Source organism: Marixanthomonas sp. SCSIO 43207, assembly GCF_019904255.1.
GTDB lineage: Bacteria > Bacteroidota > Bacteroidia > Flavobacteriales > Flavobacteriaceae > Marixanthomonas.
Genome location: NZ_CP063203.1, coordinates 102,158 through 119,844 on the forward strand (window position 1 = coordinate 102,158; position 17,687 = coordinate 119,844).

At 34.8% G+C, this 17,687-nt stretch carries 17 protein-coding genes; 3 read left to right on the top strand and 14 right to left on the bottom strand.

The window, feature by feature from the left end:
• Positions 1–3: 3 nt before the first annotated feature.
• The 9 genes from INR76_RS00495 to INR76_RS00535 form a co-directional block, all read right to left on the bottom strand.
• Entirely contained in the window at positions 4–1,416 is a 1,413-nt protein-coding gene (locus INR76_RS00495) for a M20/M25/M40 family metallo-hydrolase (RefSeq protein ID WP_223108654.1), read from the bottom strand.
• A 59-nt stretch (positions 1,417–1,475) separates the two neighbouring features.
• Entirely contained in the window at positions 1,476–2,354 is an 879-nt protein-coding gene (locus INR76_RS00500; protein ID WP_223108655.1) for a PPK2 family polyphosphate kinase, read from the bottom strand.
• Positions 2,355–2,361: 7 nt separating this feature from the next.
• On the bottom strand, positions 2,362–3,525 hold the full coding sequence (locus tag INR76_RS00505) for a sigma-54 dependent transcriptional regulator (RefSeq protein WP_223108656.1): 1,164 nt from the start codon (positions 3,523–3,525) through the stop codon (positions 2,362–2,364).
• A gap of 5 nt (positions 3,526–3,530) precedes the next feature.
• On the bottom strand, positions 3,531–4,463 hold the full coding sequence (locus INR76_RS00510) for a DUF6268 family outer membrane beta-barrel protein (protein WP_255592722.1): 933 nt from the start codon (positions 4,461–4,463) through the stop codon (positions 3,531–3,533).
• A 9-nt stretch (positions 4,464–4,472) separates the two neighbouring features.
• Positions 4,473–5,369, bottom strand: coding sequence for a mechanosensitive ion channel family protein (locus INR76_RS00515; protein WP_223108657.1), 897 nt, complete (start codon positions 5,367–5,369; stop codon positions 4,473–4,475).
• Positions 5,370–5,371: 2 nt separating this feature from the next.
• The gene (locus INR76_RS00520; RefSeq protein ID WP_223108658.1) at positions 5,372–6,679 is read right to left on the bottom strand and encodes an ABC transporter permease; all 1,308 of its coding nucleotides are present in this window, start codon (positions 6,677–6,679) and stop codon (positions 5,372–5,374) included.
• Between the two features lie 12 nt (positions 6,680–6,691).
• The gene (locus tag INR76_RS00525; RefSeq protein ID WP_223108660.1) at positions 6,692–7,618 is read right to left on the bottom strand and encodes an ABC transporter ATP-binding protein; all 927 of its coding nucleotides are present in this window, start codon (positions 7,616–7,618) and stop codon (positions 6,692–6,694) included.
• A 272-nt stretch (positions 7,619–7,890) separates the two neighbouring features.
• Positions 7,891–9,003, bottom strand: coding sequence for a molecular chaperone DnaJ (gene dnaJ / locus INR76_RS00530; RefSeq protein ID WP_223108661.1), 1,113 nt, complete (start codon positions 9,001–9,003; stop codon positions 7,891–7,893).
• A gap of 3 nt (positions 9,004–9,006) precedes the next feature.
• Positions 9,007–9,576 carry a nucleotide exchange factor GrpE gene (locus tag INR76_RS00535; protein WP_223108662.1) on the bottom strand — a complete coding sequence of 190 codons (570 nt, stop codon included), beginning with the start codon at positions 9,574–9,576 and terminating at the stop codon, positions 9,007–9,009.
• A gap of 156 nt (positions 9,577–9,732) precedes the next feature.
• Between INR76_RS00535 and INR76_RS00540 the strand changes: the two genes are divergently transcribed.
• Positions 9,733–10,398 (top strand): YceI family protein, encoded by a 666-nt coding sequence (locus tag INR76_RS00540; RefSeq protein WP_223108663.1) that lies wholly within the window; start codon positions 9,733–9,735, stop codon positions 10,396–10,398.
• A 49-nt stretch (positions 10,399–10,447) separates the two neighbouring features.
• Here the strand turns inward: INR76_RS00540 and INR76_RS00545 are convergent, their stop codons facing one another.
• The 3 genes from INR76_RS00545 to INR76_RS00555 form a co-directional block, all read right to left on the bottom strand.
• Positions 10,448–11,350 (bottom strand): TIGR01777 family oxidoreductase, encoded by a 903-nt coding sequence (locus tag INR76_RS00545; RefSeq protein WP_223108664.1) that lies wholly within the window; start codon positions 11,348–11,350, stop codon positions 10,448–10,450.
• Between the two features lie 118 nt (positions 11,351–11,468).
• Positions 11,469–12,137 carry a tRNA (5-methylaminomethyl-2-thiouridine)(34)-methyltransferase MnmD gene (gene mnmD / locus INR76_RS00550; protein ID WP_223108665.1) on the bottom strand — a complete coding sequence of 223 codons (669 nt, stop codon included), beginning with the start codon at positions 12,135–12,137 and terminating at the stop codon, positions 11,469–11,471.
• Positions 12,138–12,683 (bottom strand): DUF4920 domain-containing protein, encoded by a 546-nt coding sequence (locus tag INR76_RS00555; protein WP_223108666.1) that lies wholly within the window; start codon positions 12,681–12,683, stop codon positions 12,138–12,140.
• Positions 12,684–12,791: 108 nt separating this feature from the next.
• Between INR76_RS00555 and INR76_RS00560 the strand changes: the two genes are divergently transcribed.
• Positions 12,792–13,862, top strand: a complete 1,071-nt coding sequence (locus INR76_RS00560; RefSeq protein ID WP_223108667.1) for a branched-chain amino acid aminotransferase — start codon at positions 12,792–12,794, stop codon at positions 13,860–13,862.
• A gap of 37 nt (positions 13,863–13,899) precedes the next feature.
• Here the strand turns inward: INR76_RS00560 and INR76_RS00565 are convergent, their stop codons facing one another.
• A complete protein-coding gene (locus INR76_RS00565; RefSeq protein ID WP_223108668.1) occupies positions 13,900–14,286 on the bottom strand; it encodes a nucleoside triphosphate pyrophosphohydrolase family protein in 387 nt (128 codons plus the stop codon).
• 361 nt (positions 14,287–14,647) lie between these two features.
• Here INR76_RS00565 and INR76_RS00570 point away from each other — a divergent pair, with 361 nt between their 5' ends.
• Complete coding sequence (locus INR76_RS00570) at positions 14,648–15,481, top strand: hypothetical protein (protein WP_223108669.1); 834 nt, start codon at positions 14,648–14,650, stop codon at positions 15,479–15,481.
• Between the two features lie 95 nt (positions 15,482–15,576).
• Here the strand turns inward: INR76_RS00570 and INR76_RS00575 are convergent, their stop codons facing one another.
• Positions 15,577–17,613: a dipeptidyl peptidase 3 gene (locus tag INR76_RS00575; RefSeq protein ID WP_223108670.1), complete on the bottom strand. Its 2,037-nt coding sequence runs from the start codon at positions 17,611–17,613 to the stop codon at positions 15,577–15,579.
• Between the last annotated feature and the right edge of the window lie 74 nt (positions 17,614–17,687).

Consider the following 17,687-nt stretch of genomic DNA (forward strand, 5'->3'; position numbering starts at 1 on the left):
GGTTTAATTTTTGACGTCTGTCATCTCTGTTGTTGTACCGTATTTATCAATTAAGTACACTAAACTCGCCATAGTAGCTCCGCCCAAGTCCAATTCTCGTTTGTTGATAGCATCAAAGGTATCGTTTGCTGCGTGGTGATGGTCAAAATAACGTTGTGAATCTGGTCGTAATCCTGCCAATACAATTTTGTCATCTTTTAACGGACCAATATCGGCTCCGCTACCTCCTTTTACAAAAGAGTGAATTAAATAAGGTTCAAATAAAGGTTTCCAGCTTTCAATTTGTTTAAAGTTTTCAGCATCTGTATCAAAAGAAAATCCTCTTGGTGTAAAACCTCCGGCATCACTTTCTAAAGCAAAAATGTGTTGTTCGTTTTTCAGCTTTGCTTGTTCGGCATATTTCTTTCCACCTCGTAGTCCGTTTTCTTCGTTCATAAACAATACAACACGAATGCTGTGTTTAGGTTTGTAATTAATTTCCTTAAACAATCGTAATACTTCCATAGACTGTACACAACCTGCGCCATCATCGTGCGAGCCATCACCTAGATCCCAAGAGTCTAAATGCCCTCCAACTACTATGTACTTATTTGGGTATTGTGTTCCGGTGATTTCACCAATTACATTATGTGATTGTACATCATCAAAAGTTTTACAATTTTGTTTGAAATAAAATTTAAGGTCGGGTTTTATTTTAAGAGCTCTACTTAAGTAATCTGCTCCATTGGTGCTTATGGCACACGCCGGTATTCGATCTTTAGCCGGAGTATCTCCATAACTCATAGAACCGGCGTGAGGCAGATCATCTTGACGTAAATTCATGGACCTTACAACTACCCCTACAGCTCCATATTTGGCAGCTTCCATAGCGCCTGCATAGCGTTGATCAACACAGCCTCCATAGGCTTCAAAGGTGTTAATTAAATTGGCTTGCATAGGTCTATTGTAAAAAACAATTTTACCTTCTATTTGTTCTTTTCCGTAGTTTTTTAGGTCTTCTAGTCCTTGTACTTCAATCACTTCGGCTTTTAAACCCAAAGCAGGTGTTGGCACTGACCCTCCCAATGCGCAAACATCTGTAGTTGTTGAAAGACCTGGAGCAGTTTCTATATATGCGTATTCTTTTACACCACGTGTCCATTTTGGAACCATAACCGGTTGTAACCAAACCTTGTCTAATCCTAATTTTTTAAGTTCAGCTTCGGTGTACTTAACGGCTTGTTCGGCTTCTAAAGAACCAGATAATCTGCCGCCAATTTCGTTTGAAAGATGATCCAACCAATCATAACTTTTTCCGTGTAATAAGGCTGTGTCATAGATACTTCGTATGGTCAACGAATCTTTTGTATTGGTTTGCTGTGCGTAGGTTTGAGAAATAAATAACGATAAAAGAAGTAGCGTAAGAAGTTTTTTCATAGTGTCAATTTTCAACTTGAATAACGGAAGAAATTAAAATTCATTGTCATATGTAAGCGTTATTCACGCTCTAATTGTTGTTTGTATTCTGAAATTTTTGCTTGAATTTCGGGTTCTAGCTCAGGTTCTTTAATATCTTTAAAACCAGTCATAGTTTCAAATAAAATTTTTGAAACCAAATACCGTGCTGTTGTTTTACTATCTGAGGGAATGATATACCAAGGCGCATACGCTGTAGACGTGTTGTTTAAAACTGCTTCGTAGCATTTCATATAGTCGTCCCAGAGTTTGCGTTCTTTTAAATCACCCGGTGAAAACTTCCAGTTTTTTTCTTTTTTATTGAGTCTTCTCAACAATCGATATTTTTGCTCTTCTTTGCTGATATTTAAAAAGAATTTGAAAATGACTGTTCCGTTTTCTGTAAGCGTTTTTTCAAAAGAATTTATTTGTTTAAATCTATTCTTCCAGAAGGATTCATCTATATCTGAAACTTGATTAATTCCCGGAATGTTTTCATTCAAAATATATTCTGGATGAACTCTTGTTACCAAGACGTTTTCATAATGTGTGCGATTGAAAACACCAAATTTTCCACGCTGTGGCAGCGCAATATAATGACGCCATAAATAATCGTGCTTTAGTTCATTGGTTGATGGTGTTTTAAAGCTATGAACCACAACACCGCGGCTATTAAACTCTTCAAAAACTTCACGAATCAAACTATCTTTACCGGCAGTATCCATTCCTTGTAAACAAATTAGCGCGGCATACTTCCCGTGTGCGTACATGGTGTCTTGAAACGATGCTAAGTCTTTACGTGTTTTTTTTAGCGCATCTTTAATTTCATCTTTTGAAGCGTCTAGGTCTACTGTTGTAGGAGTTTCATCCATATTAATTTGGGAAGAAACTCTGTAATCTGATACGTCAAATTTTTTCATACTATATTTATTTTGAAGCAAATAACTCTACATCATCTTCACTCACTTCGCTTCCGCCTAAAATTATAAGACGTTCTACTACATTGCGAAGTTCTCTAATATTGCCGGTCCAATCATATGCTTTGAGTTTTTTTAAAGCTTTATCTGAAAACTTTTTGTGAGATGTGCCGTGCTCATCTGCTATTTTTTTACTGAAATAATCTACCAGTAATGGAATATCGTCTCTACGTTCATTTAAAGGGGGTACTTTTATTAAAATTACAGCCAACCTATGATATAAATCTTCTCTAAAATTACCCTCATCTATCTCCTTTTTCAGGTCTTTATTGGTTGCTGCGATTACTCGAACGTTAACTTTTATATCCTTATCGCTTCCTACCCGTTGAACTTTATTTTCTTGTAGAGCTCGCAATACTTTTGCTTGTGCAGAAAGGCTCATATCACCTACCTCATCCAAAAAAATAGTTCCTTTATTTGCGGCTTCAAATTTACCGGCACGGTCTTTATTGGCATTTGTAAAAGCTCCTTTTACATGACCAAAAAGTTCACTTTCTATTAACTCACTAGGTATTGCAGCACAATTTACCTCAATCATAGGGCCTTTATTGCGGTCACTTTTTTGGTGTAGCCAATGTGCAACCAATTCCTTTCCTGTTCCATTAGGTCCTGTAATAAGTACTCTAGCTTCGGTAGGGGCGACTTTTTCAATCATCTCTTTTATTTGAGATATGGCTTGAGATTCGCCAATCATTTGATAGTTTTTACTCACCTTTTTCTTAAGACGTGTATTTTCAACTACCAACTCCTTTCGGTCAAGAGCTATGCGTACTGTGTTTAATAGCCTATTTAAATCTGGTGGTTTTGAAATGTAATCAAAAGCTCCCATACGCATTGTGTTTACCGCAGTATCAAGGTCGCCGTGACCAGAAATCATAACAATAGGCGTTTCAGGTTTTATCTTTTTTATTGATTCAAGTACTTCTACCCCATCCATTTTTGGCATTTTGATATCACAAAGCACGAGGTCAAAGTCTTTATCTTTTATTAACTCTGTTCCTTCTAGGCCGTCTTCGGCTTCGGTAACTTCATACGTATCATTTTCTTCTGTAAGTATTTTTACTAGTACGCGCCTTATGGCTGCTTCGTCTTCAATAATAAGAATTTTGGGCATGGTAATTAGTATTTAAATTTGATTCCTGCTCTGAAGTAAGGTGTATTTTCAGAAGATATTTCATAAATTTTTTCTCCGTCGTTATTTTCTAAACGGAAATTATTATACACTGAGTGTGCGGCATAACCGTAAAACAGTAAATGGTCTGTAAAAAAATGTTCATACCCTAATCCTAATAAGCCCACGGTAAGCTCTATGTTTTCTACCTGCTTACCATTTGGGTTTTGAGTTGATGTAGGTACAAAGTTGTTTTGAAGATTGGAAAATATATTATCTATGGTTGCAAACGCTTGTATGGCATCTTTATGATTGTCATTAAGGTAATGACGCACGTTTGTTTTGGGAACACCTAAGGTGAATGTCCAGTTAGGATGAAACTCTCTGTAATAATTAATAAGCGGTAATGGATAATTACGGCCGGGTGTTGTAGAATATGTTAACCCCAAAATAAGACGGTAGGGTTTTGCGACTGAAGAATCTTTCTTTTTGTCTAAAATTGCATAGACACCACCTTCATAAATAAGATCATCACTTTCAAGACTGTTTTCTAGTGTTGAGTTGATACGAGCTCCTACTCGCACTCCAAAGCGCCAATCATTTTTAGGTTTCCAAGTATATCCTAAGTTAAGTCTCATATCTTGTGAAGAGTCAACTAGGTTGTCTCCAAAAGCGGTAAGATCTTCAAGATCTTTAAAAGAAAAATCTATATAACGATATTCTAAACTCACGACAAAAATTTTCTCATTATTATCATCGAGTGGAATGGGTGCCTGCGCTAAAGCTCTATAGCGATTGATAGAATTTTCAGAATTTGAGAAAGGAATATGCAAATATTCAATTCTAGCCAAATCTGTAGTTTGTGAAAAAGTTGCAGTGCACATTAAAAGAAGCAGCACCGTTAGCGACTTCTTGATGGTTTGATTTTTAGTGTGTTTCAAAATCGTTCTCTATTTTTTAGTTTGAAATAAGTGTACATCTCGTTGCGGAAACGGGATGGTAATTTGGTTTTCTCTAAACAATTGGTCTATTCGAAAACGCATTTCACTTTTAATACGAGGATCAACAAAACTATCCCCTATAAAAAAGTAGATACTAAATATAAGTGCAGAATCTCCAAAATCCTCAAATAATACGAAAGGTTTAGGACTTTTTAACACTCCTTTTTGTTTTGCGGCACTTTGCAATAATAATTCTTTTACTTTTTCGGTGTCACTGCCGTATGCAACTCCTACCCTAACGTACTCTCTTGTAGTACGATGGTTTTGGGTGTAGTTAAATATGGTGTCTGTTATAAATTTATGATTGGGTATGATAATAATTTTATCATCGCGAGTGATGGCTCTGGTAGTTCTTAATTTTATATCTATCACCCTACCTACTTTATCATTAAGCTCTATAATATCACCAACCAATAATGATTTATCAAGTATGATAAAAATTCCACCAATAACATCTTTAAACAAATCTTGCAGTGCTAACCCAAGACCTACCAATAAGGCTGCTGAAGCTGCTAAAAAAGGTGTTACGTTTATTCCGGCAAAGCTTAAAACCGCAAATACAACAACTATATAGGTTACATATTTAATGAACCTAAAAACACTGATAAATTTTCGCTTATCAGTTTCTTGCATATTTCGAGTAAAAAGAACTCGAATTCCTTTCAGAATAAAGCTTGCTAAAAAGAAAGAAAAAATTACTAATAACAGTAATCCTACGGTAACGTGTATTTGTTTATCACCTTCACCAAAACGAAAACCTAGTTGAAGAAACTCTTGTATGTTTCCCCATATATTATCTTTTACAACATGTTCAATTTTCTTTGATACCTTTTCTTCCTGAAGCATAGTTAATATTTAAGCCACTTGACAATCTCTTTGTAGCTTGGCTTTTTGCCATACATTAAAATACCAACTCTGTAAATTTTTGCAGCAAACCAAACTGTACCCATAAAAGTAGCAAATAAAATAATTACTGATACAATTTGTTGCCAAATAGGAACACCAAAAGGAATACGCATTAACATCACTACCGGCGATGTAAAGGGTATAAATGAAAACACCTGAGAAACCGTACCGTGTGGATTATCTATTACCGTAAAAAAACCTACGTATACAGCCAAAATTAAAGGCATTAATATTGGCATCATAAACTGTTGGGTATCTGTTTCACTATCTACAGCAGCACCAATTGCCGCATATAATGAAGCATACAATAAATAGCCGCCTATAAAAAACAAGACAAACATGATTATCAAATTTGCAATGGGGAGCGAATTAATCTCATGTATTACTTCCATAACAATTTGATTAACACTATCTCCATTGGCCTCAAGCATTTGTTGTTGCGGGCTTTGTACCGTAGAAGGGTCAATACCCAATACAGACGTTACTACAACGCTAAAAAGACCTATCAATACAATCCATGCCATAAACTGTGTAATACCGGCTAGTGTAGTTCCAAAAATCTTTCCTAATAGAAGTTTTACAGGTTTTACTGAAGAGATTATTACCTCAATGATTCTACTTGTTTTTTCTTCAATAACACTACGCATAATCATATTTCCGTAGATGATGATAAACATAAAAAGTAGATAGCCTGCTGCTCCTCCAAATATTAACTTAAGCCCTGAGCCTAATTTTGATGTTTCTTGTCCGGCATAGGTTTCTAGATTGGTATTAATTTTAATACGTAAATCTTCAATTTTTTGCGCATTAATACCGGCTTCTAGCAATTTTTCAGTGTTTACCTTTTTTTCAATAGCATCTTCTATATCGCTCATTATTGTAAGCGAAGGCGAATCTTCTGAATAAAAAGTAATTTTATTTTTTAATTCGTCAATTGTTTCGGTCTTTGGAATATAAAGCAAACCGTAATATTCTGATGTTTCAGCTAAAGTTTTTGCTTCGTTGAGTGAAATATTTTCTAACGGTTTATACTCAATAGATTCGGTATCTGTAAAATTATTTACAAACAATTGGCTTTCATCTAGAATAGAAATGGTGCGAACTTTATCATTATTAATGTTTGATAAATACGCAACAAGTGTAAAAATACCTACCAATATCAGCGGACTTAAAAAAGTCATAATAATAAAGGACTTGTTTCTTACTTTATTTAAATATTCTCTCTTTAGTATAAGTGAAAGGTGGTTCATAATGTGTTTTGATTAGTTATTGCGCACAGTTTCAATAAAAATATCATTTGCTGAAGGAACTACTTCTACAAAATGGGTAAGCTCTCCTTTACCGGTTAAATATGTGATTAAATCATTTGCCGTATGCGTTTCAGGAATTTGAATTTTATACTGAAGCTCATTATTTATACTTTTAAAGGTTGCTGGAAAAAGTGTAAACTTTTCTTTTAAGTCTGCCGTTACAGCATCTGGATATTCTGCTTGAATACCCACCTCATAGGTGTTTGATTTATACGCTCTTTTTATATCAACCAGTTTTCCGTCTAGGATTTTATTTCCTTTATTGATTAGAGCTATATGATCACACATTTCTTCTACAGATTCCATTCTATGGGTTGAAAAAATTACGGTAGCTCCATCCTCACGAAGTTTTAATATTTCGTCTTTAATAAGGTTGGCATTTATAGGATCAAAACCACTAAACGGCTCATCAAATATTAATAGTTTGGGACGATGCAATACTGTTACAACAAATTGAATTTTTTGTGCCATTCCTTTTGAAAGCTCTTGTATTTTTTTGTTCCACCAATCGCCAATCTCAAGACGATCAAACCAATATTTTAATCGCTCTTTGGCTTCACTTTTACTCAACCCTTTCAATTGTGCAAGGTATAAAGCTTGCTCTCCTACTTTCATAGATTTGTATAAGCCACGTTCTTCTGGCAAATACCCTATTTGTTGTATGTGATGTGGTTGCAATTGCTCGCCGTCTAGAATTACATTGCCGGTGTCTGGCATTGTTATTTGATTGATAACTCTAATGAAGGTGGTTTTACCTGCTCCATTAGGACCTAGCAACCCAAATATACTTCCTTTGGGAACTTCAATCGATATATTATTAATGGCTTTATATTTTCCAAAAGTTTTGGAAACGTTGTTTGCTACTAAGAGTTTTTCCATAGATTTTAATATCAAAATTGGTAAAGGTATTCATTTACTTTTTGCAGTAAAATGAAGCGTACCGCAATTTAACAAGTTAGTGCCATAAAGCTATAGTTTGTTACACTTGAAAGTAATAAACTGAGAAAATTATTACCAAATGTACCAAAAAATAAAACCCACCCTCTATAAAATAAAGGGTGGGAAAAAAATTGCTATGAAAAAGAAAAATTATCGCTTTTAAGAATAGCGATGAATCAAATATAGGTAAAAATTATTTAATTAACGTTTATTTAAGAAAACATGTCTTTTACCTTTTCAAAAAATGATTTGTCTTCTTTTTCAGGTTTGGGTTGAAAATGCTCATCTTCAGACATTTTCTCAAAAAATGCGCGTTGTTCTTTACTTAAAGTTTTTGGGGTCCATACATTTACATGAACCAGTAAATCGCCAGAACCGTATCCATTTATACTAGGTATACCTTTGTTACGAAGTCTTAAAATTTTACCGCTTTGTACGCCCGGTTCAATTTTTATTCGCACTTTCCCTGTAACAGTATCTATCTCTTTTGAAGCTCCCAAAGTTGCATCTGGGATACTTACATACAGATCATAATGTAAATTATCTCCTTCACGCTGTAAAGTTGGGTGGTCTTTTTCTTCAATCGCTACAAGTAAATCTCCGGCTATACCGTTTCCGGGAGCATCGTTTCCTTTTCCTGAAACTTTAAGTTGCATACCATCTACTACACCGGCAGGTATTTTTATTGAAACGGTTTCTTCAGTAGAAAGCATACCGTGAGCATCTGCATTTGTAGGTTTTTGATCTACAATTTGACCGCTTCCACCACAAGTACTACACGTTGTAGCTGTTTGCATACGTCCTAGTATAGTATTTTGAACACGTGTAACTTGTCCTGTTCCGTTACAAGTTGAGCAGGTTTTATAGGTTGTACCCTGTGCTACTTTTTTACGTTTTACTTTAATTTTCTTTTCTACGCCATTGGCAATTTCTTCAAGTGTTAATTTTACACGAATACGAAGATTGCTTCCTTTTACGGTTCTACGACCACCGCCGCCAAAACCTCCAAATCCGCCGCCACCAAAGGCACCGCCAAAGATGTCACCAAATTGACTGAAGATATCATCCATATTCATTCCGCCACCGCCAAAGCCTCCAGAGCCATCAAATGCTTGGTGACCAAACTGGTCATAACGAGCTTTTTTCTCTGGGTTACTTAAAACCTCATAAGCTTCAGCAGATTTTTTAAACATATCTTCGGCTTTTGAATCACCCGGATTTTTATCGGGGTGGTATTTAATTGCCATCTTGCGATATGCTTTCTTAATTTCTGCCGCCGTAGCGTTTTTACTTAAACCGAGTATTTCGTAATAATCTTCCTTCATAAATTATTGTCCTATAACAACTTTTGGGAATCTAATGATTTTTTCACCAAGAGTATATCCCTTTTCAATTACATCAATTATTTTTCCTTTAAGATCGTCTGATGGAGCCGGAATTTGTGTTACCGCCTCGTGAAGTTCTGCGTCAAAAGTATCACCTTGTTTAACTTCCATTGGCTCTAGACCTTTGGCGCGTAAGGTTTCTTTAAGTTTGTTTTGAATGAGCTTAACTCCTTGAAGCAAACTATCATCTTCAGACTTTTTAATTTCTTTGAGTGCGCGGTCAAAATCATCCATTACAGGTAGTAAAGATGTTATGACATCTTGACCCGCTGTTTTAAACAATTCTACACGCTCGCGCCCTGTTCTACGCTTATAATTTTCAAATTCAGCAAAAAGACGCAAATACCGTTCTTTTTCTTTTTCAACCTCTTCTTGAAGTTTTGTTATATCGTCTTTCTCATCTGCTTCCTTTGAATTGGCAGTATCAGCATTTTTAACTTGCTGTTCCTGCTCTTGTGTTGCTACGTTTTCGTCAACAACCTTCTCTTTTTTGGTTTTATTTTTCTTGCTCATAAATGAGTTCATTTTTAATTTTTTCAGAAAGGTGCAAAAGTACTGCCATTTCAATCAAAATGTCAAAATGTCATCGATTATTTTTAATAATTATTTAAGAATAAAGAAACTTACAACTTCTATTTTTGCAAAACATAAATTCACAAACTTTAAATTATGAAAAAAACCATCATTAATACTGCTTTAATTGCTGTTATGGCTTTTGGAGCTGTAGCTTGTAACAATAGCAACAAAGAAGCAAAAACATCTGAAGCTAAAGAAGCTGCAGAAGCTACACAAGAAGCTGTTGATTATTCAGTAGACACACAAGCATCTACTATTAAATGGAAAGGTGAAAAACCAACCGGAAGCCACAATGGATTTGTAAACTTATCTCAAGGAACTCTTTCTGTAAAAGATAACGTTATTGAAGCCGGAAATTTTACTATCGATATGAACTCTATCACAGATGAAGACTTAGAAGGTGAAAAAAAGGCAAATCTTGAAGCGCACTTAAAAGGTACAGTTGAAGGTCAAGAAGGAGACTTTTTTAACGTAAATAAATATCCTACAGCAACGTTTGAATTAACTGGAGCTGAAGCAATGGGAGATCACACTATGGTAAAAGGTAATCTTACTATAAAAGACCAAACCAACCATATTGAGTTTCCTGCAAATATTACTATGGATGCAGATAAAGTAACTATTGAAAGTAAAACCTTTAGCATTGACAGAACAAAATGGAATGTAAACTACGGTTCAAAATCTGTATTTGACAACCTTGGTGATAAATTTATCAACGATGAAATTGAATTAACCATTTCATTAGTTGCAAAAAAGTAAATCTGAAAAGATTTTTATAACAGAAAAGCGGTCTTAACGACCGCTTTTTTTATAATAAATCTTTAATAGCCGGTACTACATTTACATACCGAAATTTATATCCTTTTTCTTCTATCTTCTTAGAACTTACCAATTGCCCTTTGGTAACCAAAATTGCCATTTCTCCCAAAACCAAACGCAATACAAAAGCCGGTACATTTGGCAGCCACAAATCTTTATCTAAATATGAGGCAACTTTTTTGGTCATTTTTTCATTGGTAACAGGGCTTGGAGCTGTTGCATTATACACACCTTGTAAACCATTTTTTAGAATGTATAAATAAATACAAACAATATCTTCTAAGTGAATCCAAGACATCCATTGCTTTCCACTTGCTAACGGAGCGCCAAAACCTTTTTCAATAGGTTTTACCAATTTCGGAAATGCTCCTTCATTTTCTGCTAGCACTACTCCTGTACGAACCTTTGCAACCCGAATATCTAAATCTTTAAATTGATCTGCAGCTGCTTCCCATTTTTGAACAACTTCTGCCAAAAAAGTAGTATCAACTGCATCATCATTTTCAGTGTAAAGTCTAGATTCGCTATTAGGATAAATGCTTACTCCACTCGCCGAAATAAAATGCTGTACTTCATTTTTAGTATTCTGAAGTGTTTTATAAAGTAGGTTTGCTGTTTTTACTCGGCTTTCAATTATAGTTTTCTTATAACTTTTGGTCCATCGTTTTGATATTGAAGCACCAACCAAATGAATTATGGTGGTAACATCTTTAAATGCATTTATATCAATTTCGTCGTTATAAGGATCCCAATAATAACCGTTGTAATTAGGCTTATTTTCAAATTTTTCTTTACTGGTAGTCAGGTAGTTTACGGCAATTCCTGCTCGATTACATTCTTTTGTTAAGTGTGTTCCTATTAGTCCTGTGGCACCCGTTATCAATACTTTCATAAATCCAATATCTTCTTCTTTTCTTGCAATTATTTAAATTTAATGGATAGGCGCTACAATGACAAGACACTTAACGCAATATTAAGATAGGTAATAAAAAAATTAAGGTTTAAGAAAGTTATTTTTTGGTAGCTCGTAACATTTCTCTTTTCCCTGGAGGTCCCGGCAAACGTTCAACGTTAAAACCTACAGTTTGCATATTTCTACGTACGCTTCCTTTTGCAGAATAGGTTACCAAAATACCATCTTTTTTTAAAGCATGATACATTTTCTGAAATATCTCAACCGTCCATAAATCTGGTTGAACTCTAGCACCAAAAGCATCAAAATAAATTATATGATATGTATGTTCATCTTTTATTTCTGAAAAAAATTGATTTCGCTTTGTTAAGGTAAAATTTGAATCTATTAAAGTTTGTTCTTCCCATTTTGAAGTATGGAACTTTTTAAACGTTTCTTCTGGAGTGGCAAGAAGTTGTGGATAATTAAGCGCTTCTATTTCTTCTGAAGCTACTGGGTAGGCTTCTACTCCAGTATAATTAATGGTGCAGTTTGAGTTTTTGTTTTCTAGATAACTTAAATAAGCGTTTAACCCTGTACCAAAGCCTATTTCTAATATAAACACCTCATTAAGAAGAGTGGTTTCTACAAAATATTGTAGACCCGAGGTGATAAACACATGCTTAGCTTCGGCAATTGCACCGTGTTTTGAGTGGTATTGTTCATTCCATTCCGGAAGATGGATTGTTATAGATCCATCTCCGGTTTTTAGGAATTTACGTTTCATTTATTGCTTTTCTGCAGTCTCAGGTAATAACACACCGTGCGATAAGAAAGCGTAAGTAAGTTCTGGCTCTTTTATTTCGGCAATTTCTTCTTCGCTTTTACCGGCATCTTTTGCAAAGTGTTTAAGATCTTCCACGCTTGTTTTTTCAACATATGCTTTTCCGGCAACGATTACCTCATCACTAGCAATGTCTTTTGGCATAAAAAATCCGTAGTCTTTAAACTTTACAAAAGCTTCGTCTTCATTTCCTATGTCCAAACGCATCCAGCATCCTTTTTTCTGGCAAACTGAATTTACTTTTGAGCGAAATTTCACATCAATAGTATCACCTACTTTCATACTTTCATATTTCGCTTTCATTTCAGAAGCCGTTAAAACCTCCTTATCATCTATTTGTTCACCAAAAGATTGGTAAGCAAGTTCATTACTTGTTTCGGTTGTTTGCTCTGCAACTGTAGTGTCATTTTCAGCAGCTTCGTTCTTTTTATTTTCATTACAACTTACGGCTATAAAAAGCACAAAAACAGCAAATATTAAGTTTTTCATAATTTATTTTTCAGAAATTAATTGTATATTATAGTTCTGCAATTTTAAGCAATTTTTACGTTTTTATCGACTATTTTTTAACTAATTTTGACAGCTAAACATCCTATCATGAGTATAACAGTTAACGAACATATTAAAATTGAAAAAATTAAAAAATCTAAAATAAGCCAAGTAGATTTTGATAATTTAACGTTTGGTCAAAATTTTACAGATTATATGTTCGAGTGTGATTATAAAGACGGAAAATGGTATAATCCTACAATTAAACCTTATGGAAATTTAACCCTATCTCCTGCAACTAAAGTATTTCACTACGGACAAGCTGTTTTTGAAGGAATGAAAGCATATAAAGATGATAATGGAGATGTGTTTTTGTTTCGTCCTGAAGAGAACTTTAACCGCATAAACAAGTCATCAAAACGGATGGCTATACCTGAATTTCCTAGAGAATATTTTTTTGAAGCATTGCATACTCTCGTTCAGCTAGATAAAAACTGGGTTCAGGCCGGTGAAGGCAACTCATTATATATAAGACCATTTGCAATGGCAACAGAGGTTGGTGTTTCTGCAGCTCCTTCTAGCGAATATAAATTTATGATTATTATGGCTCCTGCTCAAGCATATTATACTGGAGACGTAAGAGTTGTAATTGCTGAACATTTTAGCCGTTCTGCAGATGGTGGTGTTGGCTTTGCAAAAGCAGCGGGTAATTATGGAGCTCAGTTTTATCCTACTAATCTGGCTCGAGAAAAAGGATTTCAACAAGTAATCTGGACAGATGCAAATGAGCATAGATATCTTGAAGAAGCAGGTACTATGAATGTATTTTTCAGAATTAATGACACTTTAATTACAGCTCCAACAAGTGATAGAATTTTGGATGGTGTTACTAGAAAAAGTGTACTTAAACTTGCTGAACATAACAACATAAAAACTGAAGTAAGACGAATTGAAGTTTCTGAATTGGTTAAAGCTGCCGAGGATGGTTCGTTAAAAGAAATTTTTGGAGCCGGTACTGCAGCCGTGATAAGCCCTGTAAGCGCATTTAGCTATAAAGAAACGGTATATGACGTACCAAAACAAGATGATAGTTTTGCAAAACGCTTTAAGAAAGAAATGATGGATATTCAACAAAATAGAGCCGAAGATCCTTTTGGATGGCGATATCCTATTGCTTAACACTCAAAAAAGGCCGAAAATATTTTTCGGCCTTTTTTTATTTGTCTAGAATAGCTTGTATGTCTGGTTTAAAATATTCAGGTCCTTTTAAAACCTTTCCATCTTCTCTGTAAATAGGTTTTCCATCTGCACCCAACTTACTCATATTACTGCGTTGTATTTCATTAAAAACTTCTTCAATTTTATTTTGCATGCCGTGTTCAATGATGGTTCCGCATAAAATATAAAGCATATCTCCCAACGCATCTGCCACTTCAACTAAGTCATTATTATTGGCAGCTTCTAGATATTCTTCGTTTTCTTCACGCATTAACTTATAGCGTAGTAAGTTTTTTTCTTTTCCTAAATCTGCTGTTGGAGTATCTTTTTTTCCCAAACCAAATGTGTCATGAAATTTGGTAACTGCAGCAATATTGTTCTTCATATTAGTAAGTTTAATTGTATTTTTACACTTGTAAAATTACATAAATATGTTCAGTACCGGTCAATGGATTTTTGCAGCTATCTTTGCAATAGGTTTTATATTAATTATGCTTTACAGCTATCGAAGAGATAAAAAACTACATAAAAAATACTACAAAGGAAGTCTCTGGATCTTGATTGGCTTTATTGTTTTTATTCTTCTTCTTTTAGCAATTAAAACATACATAAAGGGCTAATTTACAACTCATAACACTTACATCTTTAAAATATTTTTCTTACAAAAAATACCCAATAAAGGGTATTTTTTTGTGCTTTATCGAATCTTAGATTTGCTGAAACAACTAAACCAAATTTTTATAATTATGAAAAATTTAAAGTATGTATTGCCCCTATTCTTACTTTTTGCCCTTGTATTTGTTTCCTGTGAAGAAGAAGAATCCCCTACAAGAGAGGAAGAAGAAATTGAAGTAAATACCACTTCTATAATTCCGTCAACAACCAACGGTAGGCCAAATAATGTTTTAGGATGCATAGAGATTAATAGTAGGATTACCACTATAGAGGTGTGGGACCACGGTCAAATAGATGGTGATATTGTTTCTATTATTGCCAATAACGAACGAATTATTGACGAGCAAGTATTAGACGGTCCCAATAACCCAATAGTTGTAGATTATGACTTTTCAAACAACGGATTTAATTTTGTGACACTATACGCACACAACCTAGGAGACATTCCTCCAAACACGTGTACTATTGCAATTAATGGTGAAGAATTTGTACTAGCTGCAAATCAAGAAGCAAATGGCGCTATTAATGTTGTGGTAACCGGATATGATGTTTTTTGCAGTGATGCAGATGGAAACAATGGAGGCGGTGATGACGACGGTGGAGGCAACGATGATGGCGGAGGAAATGGTGACGGCGGTGGCTCTGGAAAAGGAGACTTTAAATTTTGGATAGGAGAAGATTTTGGCTGCGGAAATATAAGTGTAACTGTAGAAGGAGTAGGTTCTTCAACTATCAACGGGTATTTTACTACAACACCTGATTGCTCAAACACAAATGCAGGAGGTAACTTTAATAATCTATCTCCAGGAAACTATAGCTTTTCTGCCAATTGTACAGATTACAGCTGGTCTGGATCTATGACCGTTACCGAAGACGTCTGCACAACTTTAAGACTAACTTTATAAATCAACAAAATAACTAACCAAGTTTTGTTTCGTATTTATATGAAAAAACCTCCCTTTTGTAGGGAGGTTTTTAATTTTAACACCAAAAAATTAAATTAATTTTCTGTTGGTAAGTTTGAGTAGTTTTTAGAATACATCAACATTTGCTCTTCAAAAGAAGCAGGCTGTTCGATACTGAAACTTTCAATTTCGCCAGCGTCATTCATACTAGGAACAAGTACAGGATTTACAAAACCACTATATGGAGCAGATTTAAACTTACTGTTTCTCTGTAAAACTTCTTTATGAATTTCTTGGTCTACTTTTACACCATAATCTTCAACAAGTGCTTTTGCTGCTTCATAATCACCTTCTGAAGTTATACGTTGTGTTTCACGTAATAATTCACCAAAAATATCACGCAGTTTTTTATAATCCTTGATATCATAATACGTTTTTCCGTCGCGTGTAACTTTTTCAATCACACCTTCTTCTTCACCTTTTTCAAAAGCCCAAGCACTTACCCACTGGCGGTTGCGCATGTGTGCTTCTTCAACATCATCACCAAGCTCTAGACGTACTAACTGAGTAACTAAACCATTACGAATATACCCATCATAGGCAGCCATTCCGGTTTTTTCCCAATCATCTGTAAGCCCTAATTCTTGAATTTTTGGATCCATTAAATAATATAATCCAAATAAATCTGCACGGCCTTCCTCTATTGTAGATTTATAGCTTTTTAAAGTCTCTTTTGGTGTTCCTACGCCCGGATTAATTTGACCAGAAGCGTGACCTATTACTTCGTGTAGTGCTGTGTGAAGTTTATCAGCGTTTTTGCCATATTTTTCTTCCAGTTCTATTTCTTTTTCGTCGTGAGCAAACTCTTGTAAGCGTCCGCTTCCGCCGGCATTATTGTAAGAGTTAATTATATTTCCTAAAGAAACCGATTTACTTCCGTGAGCTTGACGTATCCAGTTGTTGTTTGGTAAATTTACTCCAATTGGTGTACTTGGAGATGCATCACCGGCTTCTCCGGCTACGATTACCGTTTTATAAGAAACACCTTTTACGCTGTCTTTTTTATGTTCTTCCATTAATGGAGAGTTGTCTTCAAACCACTGAGCTTCTTCTGAAAGGACAGCCATTTTTTTGGACATATCAAAATCTTTAATCTGAACGATTGTTTCATAAGAGCCTTTATACCCTTTTGGGTCATTGTATACTTCTATAAAACCATTTATCCAGTCAATATCACCTTCTGTAGATTCTACCCAAGCTACACAATAATCATCCCAAGTGTCTAAGCTTCCTGTCTTGTAATATTCAATTAAAAGACCAATTGCTTTGGCTTGTTTCTCATTTTCGGCTACGCCTTTTGCTTTTTCAAGCCACTCAACAATTTTATCAATTGCTTGGCCATAAAGTCCGCCACTTTTATAGGTTTTTTCAACTAGTTTCCCGTTCTCTTTAACCAATTTTGAGTTTAAACCTTTTTCAATTGGCTCCTCTTTATTTACTTCAATAGCGCTGTAGTATTTTTCAACATCTGCGGTTGTTACATCTGGACCATAAAAGTTAATAGCACTTTCTTTAACAATATCTGCATCTTTACTCAGGTTTACTTTTTTGGAATCTTTATCATTAAAAATCACATCAAGAGCTTCACCAGATAAGTCTGAATTAGTTTCTTCAACCAGTTTTTGAAGGTATTCTTTATTGAAATCTGGCTTCATCTTAGCAGTGCTGTAGTGGTGATGAATTCCGTTTGAGAACCAAACTCTTTTTAAGTATGTTTCAAAGTTTTTCCAATCTTCAGAGTTTTTATCACCTTCGTAAGTAGTATATATGTTTTCTAACGCTTTTCTTATTTTTAAGTTATGGCGATAGTTTTGATCCCACATAATGTCTCTCCCTGCAAGACCGGCTTGTGTAAGGTAATACACTAATTTTTGCTTTTCAAGTGACAATTCTTCCCATCCCGGAATTTGATACCGCAAAATTTTAATATCGGCAAACTCATCTACCTGATATTCAAAATCGTCAGTTTTAACTTTAGCAACATCTTCATTAGGCTTTTCATTTTTCTCATCTGCGCAAGAAAAAAACAACAACCCGCTGAAAGCAAGCGCTATAATAAAAGTATTTTTCATTTTGTTGATTTTTTATATTTCAGCAAATGTAGCAATTTCATTTCTTCAAAGCCCATTAATGCACTATGCTATTG

Bases quoted from the DNA above. Each gene is read 5' to 3' on its own strand.
- INR76_RS00495 (WP_223108654.1), bottom strand. From the start codon at position 1,416: ATGAAAAAACTTCTTACGCTACTTCTTTTATCGTTATTTATTTCTCAA.
- INR76_RS00500 (WP_223108655.1), bottom strand. From the start codon at position 2,354: ATGAAAAAATTTGACGTATCAGATTACAGAGTTTCTTCCCAAATTAAT.
- INR76_RS00505 (WP_223108656.1), bottom strand. From the start codon at position 3,525: ATGCCCAAAATTCTTATTATTGAAGACGAAGCAGCCATAAGGCGCGTA.
- INR76_RS00515 (WP_223108657.1), bottom strand. From the start codon at position 5,369: ATGCTTCAGGAAGAAAAGGTATCAAAGAAAATTGAACATGTTGTAAAA.
- INR76_RS00520 (WP_223108658.1), bottom strand. From the start codon at position 6,679: ATGAACCACCTTTCACTTATACTAAAGAGAGAATATTTAAATAAAGTA.
- INR76_RS00525 (WP_223108660.1), bottom strand. From the start codon at position 7,618: ATGGAAAAACTCTTAGTAGCAAACAACGTTTCCAAAACTTTTGGAAAA.
- dnaJ (WP_223108661.1), bottom strand. From the start codon at position 9,003: ATGAAGGAAGATTATTACGAAATACTCGGTTTAAGTAAAAACGCTACG.
- INR76_RS00535 (WP_223108662.1), bottom strand. From the start codon at position 9,576: ATGAGCAAGAAAAATAAAACCAAAAAAGAGAAGGTTGTTGACGAAAAC.
- INR76_RS00540 (WP_223108663.1), top strand. From the start codon at position 9,733: ATGAAAAAAACCATCATTAATACTGCTTTAATTGCTGTTATGGCTTTT.
- INR76_RS00545 (WP_223108664.1), bottom strand. From the start codon at position 11,350: ATGAAAGTATTGATAACGGGTGCCACAGGACTAATAGGAACACACTTA.
- mnmD (WP_223108665.1), bottom strand. From the start codon at position 12,137: ATGAAACGTAAATTCCTAAAAACCGGAGATGGATCTATAACAATCCAT.
- INR76_RS00555 (WP_223108666.1), bottom strand. From the start codon at position 12,683: ATGAAAAACTTAATATTTGCTGTTTTTGTGCTTTTTATAGCCGTAAGT.
- INR76_RS00560 (WP_223108667.1), top strand. From the start codon at position 12,792: ATGAGTATAACAGTTAACGAACATATTAAAATTGAAAAAATTAAAAAA.
- INR76_RS00565 (WP_223108668.1), bottom strand. From the start codon at position 14,286: ATGAAGAACAATATTGCTGCAGTTACCAAATTTCATGACACATTTGGT.
- INR76_RS00570 (WP_223108669.1), top strand. From the start codon at position 14,648: ATGAAAAATTTAAAGTATGTATTGCCCCTATTCTTACTTTTTGCCCTT.
- INR76_RS00575 (WP_223108670.1), bottom strand. From the start codon at position 17,613: ATGAAAAATACTTTTATTATAGCGCTTGCTTTCAGCGGGTTGTTGTTT.